Raw genomic sequence first — 12,683 nt, 5'->3', positions numbered from 1 at the left:
TGCGTCGCCGCCCCCGCGGCGTCCTCCGCCGAGGGCAGCCTCGAGCGCAGCGAGGGGCCGCGAGTGCAGGCGGCGCGCACCACCCAGGTCCCGTGACCGCTTCGCAGCCGCACCCGCCGCGTCGCCCTCGCCCGTAGCGAGATTGCCGCAACGCAGCATTGGCATCCCCGGGGTCTTTTAAGGGATAATTCCGAACTTTCCCGATGGCGGCCTCCGGCCCGAAAACAGCATGCAGTCGACCCGCAACGTCCAGCCCCCGGTCTTCAACCCCATCACCGGCGCCATCCGCGCCCTCGCGATGGACGCGGTGCAGCAGGCCAACTCCGGCCATCCCGGCGCGCCGATGGGCATGGCCGAGATCGCCGAGGTGCTGTGGCGCCACCACCTGCGCCACAATCCGGCCAACCCCAAGTGGGCCGACCGCGACCGCTTCGTGCTCTCCAACGGCCACGGCTCGATGCTGATCTACGCGCTGCTGCACCTCACCGGCTACGACCTGCCGATCGAGGAGCTCAAGCGTTTCCGCCAGCTCCACAGCAAGACCCCCGGCCACCCCGAATACGGCTACGCCCCCGGCATCGAGACCACCACCGGTCCGCTCGGCCAGGGCATCACCAACGCCGTCGGCATGGCGCTCGCCGAGAAGATCCTCGCCGCCGAGTTCAACCGCCCCGGCCACGAGGTGGTCGACCACCACACCTATGTCTTCCTCGGCGACGGCTGCCTGATGGAAGGCATCTCGCACGAAGCCTGCTCGCTCGCCGGCACCTGGGGCCTGGGCAAGCTGGTCGCGTTCTACGACGACAACAACATCTCCATCGACGGCCATGTCGACGGCTGGTTCACCGACGACACCCCGAAGAGGTTCGAAGCCTACGGATGGCAGGTCATCCGCGACGTCCAGGGCCATGACCCGGTCGCCATCGAGGCCGCCCTCCAGCAGGCCAAGGCCAACACCGCCCAGCCCACGCTGATCTGCTGCAAGACCATCATCGGCGCCGGCGCGCCCAACAAGCAGGACAGCCACGACGTGCATGGCGCCCCGCTCGGTGCCGCCGAGATCGAGGCCGCGCGCGCCCACATCGGCTGGAACCACCCGCCCTTCCACATCCCGGCCGACGTCTACGCGGCCTGGGACGCGCGCACCAAGGGCGCCTCGCTCGAGGCGCAATGGAACGCCGCCTTCGCCGCCTACCGCGCCGCCCACCCCGAGCTCGCCGCCGAGTTCGAGCGCCGCATGGCCGGCGAGCTGCCCGCCGACTGGGACGCCCACGTCGCCGCGGTGCTCGCCAAGGTCGTCGACAAGGCCGAGACCATCGCCACCCGCAAGGCCAGCCAGAACGCCATCGAGGCCTACGCACCCAGGCTGCCCGAACTCCTCGGCGGCTCGGCCGACCTCGCCGGCTCCAACCTCACGCTGTGGTCGGGCGCGAAGGGCGTCAGCAAGACCAGCGGCGGCAACTACGTCTATTACGGCGTGCGTGAATTCGGCATGGCGGCGATCGCCAACGGCATCAGCCTGCACGGCGGTCTCATCCCCTACACCGCCACCTTCCTGATGTTCAGCGAGTACGCGCGCAACGCCCTGCGCATGGCCGCACTGATGAAGGTGCGCCAGATCTTCGTGTTCACGCACGATTCGATCGGCCTCGGCGAGGACGGCCCCACCCACCAACCGGTGGAACAGACCGCCACGCTGCGCCTGATCCCCAACATGGACGTGTGGCGTCCCTGCGACACCACCGAGTCGGCCGTGGCGTGGGCGAACGCGATCGAGCGCAAGGATGGCCCGACCAGCCTGTGCTTCTCGCGCCAGAACCTTCCCTTCCAGGCACGCACTTCCGATCAGGTCGCGGCGATCCGCAAGGGTGGCTACGTGCTGTCGGAGGCCCCGGCCGGCGTGAATGGCGGCAAGCCGCAGGCGGTGATCCTCGCCACCGGCTCCGAGGTCGCGCTCGCCGTGGCCGCGCAGAAAACCCTCGCCGAGCAGGGTGTCGCGGTGCGCGTGGTGTCCATGCCCTCGACCAACGTCTTCGACCGCCAGGACGCGGCGTACAAGGCGAGCGTGCTGCCCGCCGGCCTGCCGCGCGTCGCGGTCGAGGCCGGCACGACCGACGGCTGGTACAAGTACGTCGGGCTCGAAGGCCGCGTGATCGGCATCGACCGCTTCGGCGAGTCGGCCCCGGCGGGCGAGCTCTTCAAGTATTTCGGCATCACCGCGGAGGCGGTGGTGCAGGCAGTGAAGTCGGTGCTCTGACGAGACCCTGGCGCGGGAGCGGTTCCGGAAACGGATCGCTCCCGCTGCACATCAGGACACGGTCCCGCACGGACCGGCAGGGCATCGGCAAACACAAATCACGCGGTTTTCCACCGTTATCTCAGGGAGAAGCAAGGATGAGCATCAAGGTCGCCATCAACGGTTTCGGTCGTATCGGTCGCTGCACGCTGCGCGCCATCTACGAGCAGGGCCTGCAGAACGAGTTCGAAGTGGTCGCCATCAACGCCTCGGGCGATCTGGCCACCAACGCCCACCTGCTCAAGTACGACACCACCCACGGCCGCTTCGCCACCTCGGTCGAGACCGAGGGCGAGAACGTCATCATCATCGACGGCAAGAAGATCCCCTTCTACTCCACCAAGGACCCCAAGGGCGTGAACTGGGGCAGCCACGGCGTGGACGTGCTGCTCGAATGCACCGGCGCCTACACCACCAAGGCCAAGGCCCAGGCCCTGCTCGACCAGGGCGCCCGCCGCGTGCTGATCTCCGCCCCGGGCGGCGACGACGTCGACACCACCATCGTCATGGGCGTGAACGAGGAAGTGCTGCGCGGCGACATGACCGTGGTCTCCAACGCCTCGTGCACCACCAACTGCCTGGCCCCGGTCGCCAAGATCCTGGCCGACAGCGTCGGCATCAAGCAGGGCCTGATGACCACCATCCACGCCTACACCAACGACCAGGTGACCGTGGACGTGCGCCACAAGGACCTGCGCCGCGCCCGCGCCGCCGCCGCCAACATCATCCCGACCAAGACCGGTGCCGCCAAGGCCGTCGGCCTGGTGCTGCCGCAACTGGTCGGCAAGGTCGATGGCTTCGCCCTGCGCGTGCCCACGATCAACGTCTCGCTGGTCGACCTCACCTTCACCGCCGAGCGCGCCACCACCAAAGAAGAGATCAACGCGCTGATGACCGCCGCGGCCAACGGCCCGCTAAAGGGCATCCTGGCGGTCAACACCGAGCCGCTGGTGTCCTCCGACTTCAACCACACCACCGTGTCCTCCACCTTCGACGCCACCCAGACCCGCGTCATCCAGGGCGAGGACGGCTCGGTGCTGGTCAAGGTGCTGGCCTGGTACGACAACGAGTGGGGCTACTCCTGCCGCATGCTCGACGCCGCGCGCGCCTTCTGCAACGCCAAGTAAGCGCCAGGCGACACACGGACATCCAGTCGAACCGACGCCCTGCCCCGCAGGGCGTTTTTCCGGGAACGAGCGAATCATGCAAGTCAAGAAACTCACCGAACTCGACGTGCGCGGCAAGAAGGTCTTCATCCGCGCCGACCTCAACGTGCCGCAGGACGACGCCGGCAACATCACCGAGGACACCCGCATCCGCGCCTCGCTGCCCTCGATCCAGTACTGCCTGGACAACGGCGCCGCGGTGATGGTCACCTCCCACCTCGGCCGCCCCACCGAAGGCACGGTCGGCCCCGACGACACCCTGGCCCCGGTCGCGGTGCGCCTCGGCCAGCTGCTGCACCGCCCGGTGCGCCTGGTGTCCGACTGGGTCGAGGGCGGCTTCGAGGTCAAGCCGGGCGAGGTCGTCCTGCTCGAGAACTGCCGCTGCAACAAGGGCGAGAAGAAGGACAACGAAGAGCTGGCCAGGAAGATGGCCGCGCTCTGCGACGTCTATGTCAATGACGCCTTCGGCACCGCCCACCGCGCCGAGGCCACCACCCACGGCATCGCCCGCTTCGCCCCGGTGGCCTGCGCCGGCATCCTGATGGGCGCCGAGATCGACGCGCTCGGCAAGGCCCTGCAATCCCCGCAGCGCCCGCTGGTGGCGATCGTGGGCGGCTCCAAGGTCTCGTCCAAGCTCACCATCCTGAAGTCGCTCGCCCACAAGGTGGACCAGCTCATCGTCGGCGGCGGCATCGCCAACACCTTCCTGCTCGCCTCCGGCAAGCGCATCGGCGAGTCGCTCGCCGAGCCCGAGCTGGTCAAGGAAGCGCAGGCGATCATGGACATGATGAAGGCGCGTGGCGCCGAGGTGCCGCTGCCGGTCGACGTCGTCGTCGCCGACGAGGTCTCCGCGCTGGCGCGTGCCAACCGCATTCCGGTGGAAGAGGTCGGCGCGCACGACCGCATCCTCGACGTCGGCCCGAAGACGGCCGCCAAGCTCTCCGAGATCATCGCCAACGCCGGCACCATCGTGTGGAACGGCCCGGTCGGCGTGTTCGAGCTGCCCCAGTTCGCCGGCGGCACCAAGATGATGGCCTCGGCGATCGCGCACTCCGAGGCCTTCTCGATCGCGGGTGGCGGCGACACCCTGGCGGCGATCGCCAAGTTCCACATCGCCGAGGACGTGGGCTACATCTCCACCGGCGGCGGCGCCTTCCTCGAGTTCCTCGAAGGCAAGACCTTGCCCGCGATCGCGGCGCTGGAAGCGCGCGTCAAGGACTGAGCCTCGATCCGGCACCGCCGGATCGCGACTGGCGTCGCGCCTGCAAGACCCGCGGCGTCTCGGGTGGGGTGCAGGAGCGACGCCAGTCGCGATTGCGGCGCCTGGAGTTCAGGCCGCGCTGGCCTATTGCGCTGGATCGCGACTGGCGTCGCTCCTACAAGCAATTCCAGGCGCTGGCCGGAGCGCGACGGTTGTCGTGGGAGCGACGCAAGTCGCGATCGGGCGCTCCGGCGGGCGACGCACGGCCTGCAAATACCGCGTGGCCGGGATCGCGACTGGCGTCGCTCCTACGCGTCCTGCGGCGCCGCGGATGAGGTGTAGGAGCGACGCGAGTCGCGATTGCGGCGCTCGATTCATCCCCGCCGCAGCCAGCGTACCCCTTGCCCGGCCATCTTGCGGCGCAGCCAGGCGAGCTGGGTCTGCAGGGGCAGCTCCTTGGGACAGAGGTCGTTGCAGGCAAGCAGGCTCATGCAGCCGAAGATGCCCTCGTCGTTGCCGACGAGCTCGTAGAAGTCGGCGGCGTCGCGCGTATCCGCCGGGTCGAGGCGGAAGCGCGCGATCTTCACGAGACCGACCGCGCCGACGAAGCCCTCGCGCATCTGCGCGGTGGCGCAGGCGGCGATGCAGCAGCCGCATTCGATGCAGCGGTCGAGCTCGTAGACCGCCTCGGCCAGCGCCGGCTCCATGCGCGCCTCCAGGCGATCGAGATCGGGCTCCGCGTCGAGATGCACCCAGGTCTGCAGGCGCTCGGCGAGCTCGCGCATCCAGCTCCCGGTATCCACCGACAGGTCCGCCACGAGGCGGAACACCGGCAGCGGATAGAGGCTGAACGCCGCCGGCAGCGTGCTCGTCAGCGTGCGGCAGGCCAGCCCGGGGCGGCCGTCGATCACCATCGCGCACGCCCCGCACACGCCGGCGCGGCACACGAAGTCGAAGTTGAGGTCGGGCGCCTGCGTGTCGCGGATCGCGTTGAGCGCGATGAAGAGAGTCATGCCCGGCCGCTCGTCGAGCTCGTAGTCGACCAGGCGCGGCACGCTCCGGGGGTCGCGCGGGTTGTGGCGGAAGATCGAGATCTTCAGGCGGCGGCTCATCGCGGCGCTCCCTCTTCGATGTCGGCGATGCGTTCGTTGTCGCCTCGATAGCGTTCGGGCAGGCGTGCGCGGAAATCCAGCAGCGCGGCCTGCAGCGGGGCACCCCCCGCGCCTTCGAGACGGGCACGGATGGACTCGAGCTCGGCCTCGCGCAGCGCGGTGGCCGGATGCTCGACGATGTTGCGCGTGCCATAGCCGCGGAATCCGGGCGGCAGCTCCATGCTCTCGACCCGGATCGGCTCGTATTCCAGCACCGGCGTGGCGGCGCCCACCGGCCACCAGGCCAGCGTGCGCCGCAGCCAGTCGCGGTCGTTGCGTGCCGGGTAGTCTTCGCGCGCGTGCGCACCGCGGCTCTCGCGGCGCTCGAGCGCGCCCTGCGCGGCGCACAGCGCCAACGCCAGCATGCGCGGCAGCCGGTAGGCGGCCACCAGCTCCGGATTGGCGTCGAGGTGGCGGCTGGCGATGCCGACCCGCTGCGCGCGCGCGTGCAGGTCGACCAGCGTGGCGACCGCCGTGCGCAGCCCCGCCTCGTTACGGAACAGGCCGACGTGCTCGGTCATGGTCGCCTCCATCCCGCGCCGCAGCGAGGCGACGTTGTCCGCGCCCGGCGCGGGCGCCGGACGCGCCGTGATCGCCTCCAGGGCAGCGCGCTCGCGGCCGACGAAGTCGCGCGCCAGCCCGGGCGAGAACTGCAGCGCGCCGGCGTGCGACTCGACGAAGTCGGCGACGTGCTCGCCCACCAGCATGCCCGCCACCACCGTCTCGGCGAGCGAGTTGCCGCCCAGGCGGTTGAAGCCGTGCAGGTCCCAGCACGCCGCCTCGCCCACCGCGAACAGGCCGCGCAGCGCGGGCGACTCGCCGCGGTGGTCGGTGCGGATGCCGCCCATCGAGTAGTGCTGGGTCGGCCGCACCGGGATCCAGTCGCGCGCCGGGTCGATGCCGAGGAAGTGGCGGCAGATGTCCTTCACCTCGCGCAGCTTGTGGTCGATATGGGCGGCGCCGAGCACCGCGATGTCCAGCCACAGGTGCTCGCCGGCGGCCGACTTGACGCCCTTGCCGCGGCGCATGTGCTCGGCCATGCGGCGCGAGACCACGTCACGCGAGGCGAGCTCGGCCTTCTCCGGCTCGTAGTCGGGCATGAAGCGGTGGCCGTCGACGTCGCGCAGCAGGCCGCCGTCGCCGCGGCAGCCCTCGGTGACGAGAATGCCGGCGGGCACGATCGCGGTGGGGTGGAACTGCACCGCCTCCATGTTGCCCAGGCGCGCCACCCCGGTCTCGAGCGCGATCGCAGCCCCCATGCCCTCGTTGATGATCGCGTTGGTGGAGATGCCCCAGATGCGGCCGAAGCCGCCCGTGGCGATCACCGTGGCGGCGGCCAGGATGGCGTACAGCTCGCCCGTCTCCAGGTCGCGCACCACCGCGCCCTGGCAGCGCCCGCCGTCGTGGATCAGCGCCACCGCCTCGCTGCGGTCGCGCACCGGGATGCCCTCGGCGACCGCGCGGTCGCCGAGCGCGTAGAGCATGGTGTGGCCGGTGCCGTCGGCGGTGTAGCAGGTGCGCCACTTGCGCGTGCCGCCGAAGTCGCGCGCGGTGATGAGGCCGTGGGCCTCGTCGCGTTCGGTCAGCGTGACACGCTCACCGTTGATGACCACCTCGTGGGCGCCGCGCTGCACGCGGTTCCAGGGCACGCCCCAGGCCGCGAGCTCGCGCACCGCCTTGGGCGCCATGTGGGCGAACATGCGCGCGACGAGCTGGTCGCAGCCCCAGTCCGAGCCGCGCACGGTGTCGCCGAAGTGCACGTCCTCGTTGTCGCCCATGCCCTTGAAGGCGTTGCCCAGGCTCGCCTGCATGCCGCCCTGCGCCGCCACCGAGTGCGAGCGCTTGGCCGGCACCAGCGACAGCACCTCGACCCGCAGCCGGCGCCTTGCCGCGCCTACCGCGGTGCGCAGGCCGGCCAGGCCGCCGCCCACCACCAGCACGTCGGTGTACTCGATCCTCATCGCGCCTCCTCCACCGCAGTCGGGCTGCGCTGCCAGGTCGGCACGTAGCGCTCGCCGGCGCGTGGCGCATGCTCGATGCCCATGCGGATCTCCGCCAACAGCGTGGTCAGCCCCAGCGTGAGCAGGAAGGCGATCAGGCCCCACATCGCCAGCTTCAGCCGGCGCCGCGTCGTACGCGCGTCGCGGCCCTCGAACCAGCCCCACTTCACCGCCAGGCGGTACAGGCCCACGCTGCCATGCACCTCGACTGCGAACAGCAAGGCGAGATAGAGCGGCCAGAAGCCGCCGGTCCACACGCGATCGGCGGATTCGTAAGGGCCGATGAGGTCGGGATGCATGAACATGGCGTACAGATGCACCGGCGCGAGGAAGAACATCGCGAAGCCGGTCGCCACCTGCACGAACCAAAGCGTCGTGTCGCCATGGCGCAGACGGCTGCCGTGGCGCGCGGCGATGCGGTACTGGCGCCAGTCGGCGGGAAACCTGCGCAGCGCCAGCAGCGCATGCAGGGCGAACAGGAGCGCGATCGAAGCGACGAAGGCCGTCACCAGCCACGCCTGCGGACGCGGCAGGAAGAAGTAGCCCTCGAAGAAACGCGCCACCGCCCACGCGAAGTCCGCGCTGATCAGGATCGCGGACACGAAGCCCATGTGCAGCCACATGAAGAGGGCGAGGGCGAGGCCGGACAGGCTCTGGAGCAGATCCAGGCGTGCCGGCCAGGGCGAGGCGGCCGAAGCTGCGCAAGGTCGCGGGAGCGTCATGAAGATGCGATGTGCAGGACAGGCAGCACACTATACAACGGATGCCGCAGTGCACAACCCAGATCGCCGCGCCCGACGCCGCGCAAAGTCTCATTCAGTGGATTAAGTCACGCCCCCCGTTGCCGCAATGCAACAGCCCGAAAGGCGAAGCGCGCCGCCGCGCACGAAGCTGCGCGCTCCCGACGCCTACAGCGGCCTGGTCAGCCGCAGGCGACGAATAACGCCGAGGAACAACGCGCCCACCACGAGCAGCGCCGGCAGCGGGGGCTCGGGCACGAAGGCGGTGCGCACCTCGCGGTACATCTCGTCCGCGAGGATCACGTGGGCGGCCGCCGACGGATGCACCACGTCCCAGAACAGATGCTCGTCCGGATTCGAGCAGATCGTCGGCGCGGGTGCACCGGGCGTCGGCGCGATGTACAGCCCCTGCAGGCAGGCCGTGTCGATGTCGGTGAAGCCGTTCGCCGCGGGATCGCGGACGACCTCGTCGAGCAGCCCGAACGCATCGAAGCGCAGTACCTCGAGTGCGGGGATGCCGGCGAAGGACTGCAAGGCCTGGTCGATCGCCTGGTTGAACGCGATGCTGTACTGGCGGGCGATTCCCTGGGCCTGCGCACCGAAGGCGGCCACCACCGGCAGCGCGCCGATGTCCGGCACCGTGGGCACGAGGAGCTGGCGCGCGCCCAGGCCGACCAGCCCGCCGATCACGCCGGCCACATCGCCGACCGCCTCGGCCAGCCGCGCACCGGCCGCGGCAGGGCCGCTCAGCTGGGCGAGCCGGAGCACGTCCTGCAGGTCGTTCGCACCGGCCCAGACCAGATACAGCGCCGACGCGTCCGCAGCGCCACCGGCGAGCCCGTCGCGGTAGCCCTGGAACTGTCCGGTCAGGCTGAAGGACGCGAAGTTGGCGGGCCACACGAGCGGCGGCAGGCCGTCGGGGCCGACATCGAAGGAGTGGTAGCGCGAGCGCGCCCCGCCTACCGCATGGTTCGTGCCGCCCGGCAGCGCCGCCGGAGCGAGCTCCCCGGGAAGGCCGAGCCTGTCCCAAAGGCGCTCCGCGTATACCGGGCCATTGGTGAAGGTTCCCTGCTCATAGGGGGGCGACACCGGGATCGGCAAGCCGAAGGTCACCGGATTCGACGGATTCGAAGTCCAGGCATACAGGTTGCCGTTGTCCGAGAGGCTGTCGCCGAACACGTACAGGCTGGACGGCACGGCCGCGGCGCTTGCGGACAGCATGCACAACACGACGCTCGACACCGCCATCGCGGCTGTGCGACGGCTCGGTTTGCCGGGTAGGGCCATGACGCTCCTCCAGTGGGTGGCGAGGCTGGCTCCGGTACCCGGGTGCCATCCGCGAACAGACTTCATCCAATATATGCCATGCAGGCCGATCCGCAAGCCTCGCGTACGGTGCGCGCGAAGTCGCGGTCGCGGCCGCGCTGCTAGAATGCGGGCACGCCACCGACCGGAGCAGCCCGGATGTCCCGCCACACCAAGATCGTCGCCACCCTCGGCCCCGCCTCGTCCGACCTCCTCACCCTCGAGCGCATGGTGCACGCCGGCCTCGACGTGGTGCGGATGAACTTCTCCCATGGCAAGCCCGAGGACCACGTCGCCCGCGCCGAGACCATCCGCGACGCCTCCGCGCGCGCCGGCCGCCCGATCGGCATCCTCGCCGACCTGCAGGGCCCCAAGATCCGCGTCGGCAAGTTCGAGGAAGGCCGCGTGACGCTGACCCGCGACGCGCCCTTCATCCTCGACGCCCGCTGCGAGCTCGGCAACGTCCAGCGCGTCGGCCTCGACTACAAGGACCTGCCCAAGGACGTGAAGCCGGGCGACGTGCTGCTGCTCGACGACGGCCGCCTCAAGCTCACCGTGCAGCGCGTGCTCGGCCACGAGATCCACACCACGGTGAAGGTGGGCGGCGAGCTGTCCAACAACAAGGGCATCAACCGCCAGGGCGGCGGGCTCACCGCGCCCGCGCTCACCGCCAAGGACATGGACGACATCCGCACCGCCGCGCTGATCGGCGTGGACTTCGTCGCGGTGTCCTTCCCCAAGAGCGCAGCCGACATGTACATGGCGCGCCAGCTCATGCGCGCCGCCGGCTGTTCGGCGCTGCTGATCGCCAAGATCGAGCGCACCGAGGCGGTGGCCAACCTCGACGAGATCCTCGACGCCTCCGACGGCATCATGGTGGCGCGCGGCGACCTCGCGGTGGAGGTGGGCGACGCCGCGGTGCCGGCGCTGCAGAAGAAGATGATCCGCGCTGCGCGCGACCGCAACAAGCTCACCATCACCGCCACGCAGATGATGGAATCCATGATCACCAGCCCGGTGCCCACCCGCGCCGAGGTCTCCGACGTGGCCAACGCGGTGCTCGACGGCACCGACGCGGTGATGCTGTCGGCCGAGACCGCCGCCGGCAAGTACCCGGTGGAGGTGGTCGAGGCCATGAGCCGGGTCTGCCTGGAGGCGGAGAAGTCCTACGACACCGGGCTCGACCGCGAGATGCTCGACCGCGTGTTCACCCGCATCGACCAGTCGATCGCGATGGCGGCAATCTGGACCGCCTACCATCTCAAGGTCAAGGCGATCGCCTCGCTCACCCAGACCGGCTCGACCGCGCTGTGGATGAGCCGCCTGATCGCCGGCGTGCCGATCTACGCGCTCACCCCCGAGGTCTCGGCGCGCAACCAGATGACGCTCTACCGCGAGGTCCATCCGCTGCTGATGAGCCAGACCCACCAGGACCGCGACGTGCTGCTGTGGGAGGCGGAGCAGGTCCTGCTCGAGCAGGGCGTGGTCGATTACGGCGACCTCATCGTGCTCACCATCGGCGAGCCGATCGGCAGCGCGGGTGGCACCAACACGCTCAAGATCGTGCGCGTGGGCGAACACCACCGCCCCGGCACGCTCGACGACCCCGTCTGAATACCCGTCCGCGACGGGAGACACGGTCAGCGTCCCCGCGCACACGCTAAAATAGAATTTTCGATCGTCCGGCCGCCCCGCCCGGCGGCCTTTTCCGGAGAGATTCCATGCCCCTCGTTTCCATGCGCCAGCTGCTCGACCACGCCGCCGAACACAGCTATGGCCTGCCCGCCTTCAACGTGAACAACCTCGAACAGGTGCAGGCGATCATGGAAGCGGCCGCCGAGTGCGACGCCCCGGTGATCATGCAGGCCTCGGCCGGCGCGCGCAAATACGCGGGCGAAGCCTTCCTGCGCCACCTCATCGATGCCGCGATCGAGGCCTATCCGCACATCCCGGTCGTCATGCACCAGGATCACGGCCAGTCGCCGGCGATCTGCATGGGTGCGATCCGCTCGGGCTTCTCGAGCGTGATGATGGACGGGTCGCTGCTGGAAGACGGCAAGACGCCCTCCTCCTACGAATACAACGTCGCCGTCACCCGCGAGGTGGTCAAGTTCTCGCACGCGATCGGCGTCAGCGTCGAGGCCGAGCTTGGCTGCCTCGGCTCGCTCGAGACCGGTCAGGCCGGCGAGGAAGACGGCGTCGGCGCCGAGGGCACGCTCGACCACAGCCAGATGCTCACCGACCCCGACCAGGCCGCCGACTTCGTCAAGCAGACCGACTGCGACGCGCTCGCCATCGCCATCGGCACCAGCCACGGCGCCTACAAGTTCACCCGCAAGCCCACCGGCGACATCCTCGCCATCGAGCGCGTCAAGGCCATCCATGCCCGCATCCCCAACACCCATCTGGTGATGCACGGCTCCTCCTCGGTGCCGCAGGAGCTCCTCGAGATCATCCGCCAGTACGGCGGCGACATGAAGGAGACCTACGGCGTGCCGGTCGAGGAGATCGTCCAGGGCATCAAGTACGGCGTGCGCAAGATCAACATCGACACCGACATCCGCCTCGCCATGACCGGGGCGATCCGCAAGTTCATGTTCGAGAACCCGTCGAAGTTCGACCCGCGCGAGTACAACAAGCCCGCGCGCGAGGCCGCCAAGCTGGTCTGCAAGGCGCGCTACGAAGCCTTCGGCTGCGCCGGCATGGCCTCGAAGATCAAGCCCGTCGCGCTCGACAAGATCGCGGCGCGTTACAAGGCCGGCGAGCTGAGCCAGATCGTGCGCTGAACCAGCGCGGAGCACATGCTTGAAGCGACGACCGCGCC

The 12,683-nt window shown here is 69.7% G+C and carries 9 protein-coding genes; 5 read left to right on the top strand and 4 right to left on the bottom strand.

All coding sequences use genetic code 11. From position 1 onward, the window contains the following. The first annotated feature begins 229 nt into the window (after positions 1-229). The 3 genes from tkt (at position 230) to TMZ1T_RS07355 (ending at position 4,684) form a co-directional block, all read left to right on the top strand. Positions 230-2,257, top strand: a complete 2,028-nt coding sequence (tkt, locus tag TMZ1T_RS07365; RefSeq protein WP_012585049.1) for a transketolase — start codon at positions 230-232, stop codon at positions 2,255-2,257. Positions 2,258-2,394: 137 nt separating this feature from the next. Further along, a complete protein-coding gene (gap, locus tag TMZ1T_RS07360) occupies positions 2,395-3,423 on the top strand; it encodes a type I glyceraldehyde-3-phosphate dehydrogenase (protein ID WP_004299859.1) in 1,029 nt (342 codons plus the stop codon). Positions 3,424-3,499: 76 nt separating this feature from the next. Next, entirely contained in the window at positions 3,500-4,684 is a 1,185-nt protein-coding gene (locus tag TMZ1T_RS07355) for a phosphoglycerate kinase (RefSeq protein WP_004299857.1), read from the top strand. Positions 4,685-5,037: 353 nt separating this feature from the next. On the opposite strand, the gene TMZ1T_RS07350 is transcribed toward TMZ1T_RS07355, so the two are convergent. The 4 genes from TMZ1T_RS07350 to TMZ1T_RS07335 all read right to left on the bottom strand — a co-directional run bounded on the left by TMZ1T_RS07350 (position 5,038) and on the right by TMZ1T_RS07335 (position 9,841). After that, the gene (locus TMZ1T_RS07350) at positions 5,038-5,775 is read right to left on the bottom strand and encodes a fumarate reductase iron-sulfur subunit (protein ID WP_012585048.1); all 738 of its coding nucleotides are present in this window, start codon (positions 5,773-5,775) and stop codon (positions 5,038-5,040) included. Further along, positions 5,772-7,775: a fumarate reductase flavoprotein subunit gene (locus TMZ1T_RS07345; RefSeq protein ID WP_004299853.1), complete on the bottom strand. Its 2,004-nt coding sequence runs from the start codon at positions 7,773-7,775 to the stop codon at positions 5,772-5,774. The genes TMZ1T_RS07350 and TMZ1T_RS07345 overlap by 4 nt, the downstream gene beginning before the upstream one ends. Beyond that, positions 7,772-8,536, bottom strand: coding sequence for a fumarate reductase cytochrome b subunit (locus TMZ1T_RS07340; RefSeq protein ID WP_012585047.1), 765 nt, complete (start codon positions 8,534-8,536; stop codon positions 7,772-7,774). Before TMZ1T_RS07340 ends, TMZ1T_RS07345 begins: the two co-directional genes overlap by 4 nt. Positions 8,537-8,722: 186 nt before the next feature. After that, entirely contained in the window at positions 8,723-9,841 is a 1,119-nt protein-coding gene (locus TMZ1T_RS07335) for an SGNH/GDSL hydrolase family protein (RefSeq protein ID WP_012585046.1), read from the bottom strand. Positions 9,842-10,018: 177 nt separating this feature from the next. On the opposite strand from TMZ1T_RS07335, the gene pyk reads away from it, so the two are divergent. Together pyk and fba are read left to right on the top strand one after the other, a co-directional pair. Beyond that, positions 10,019-11,473, top strand: a complete 1,455-nt coding sequence (pyk, locus tag TMZ1T_RS07330; protein ID WP_004299849.1) for a pyruvate kinase — start codon at positions 10,019-10,021, stop codon at positions 11,471-11,473. A 107-nt stretch (positions 11,474-11,580) separates the two neighbouring features. Next, positions 11,581-12,645: a class II fructose-bisphosphate aldolase gene (fba, locus tag TMZ1T_RS07325; protein ID WP_004299846.1), complete on the top strand. Its 1,065-nt coding sequence runs from the start codon at positions 11,581-11,583 to the stop codon at positions 12,643-12,645. Positions 12,646-12,683 lie beyond the last annotated feature (38 nt).

The organism is Thauera aminoaromatica, from assembly GCF_000021765.1.
Taxonomy (GTDB): domain Bacteria; phylum Pseudomonadota; class Gammaproteobacteria; order Burkholderiales; family Rhodocyclaceae; genus Thauera; species Thauera aminoaromatica.
This window is presented reverse-complemented; position numbering and strand designations above follow the sequence as displayed.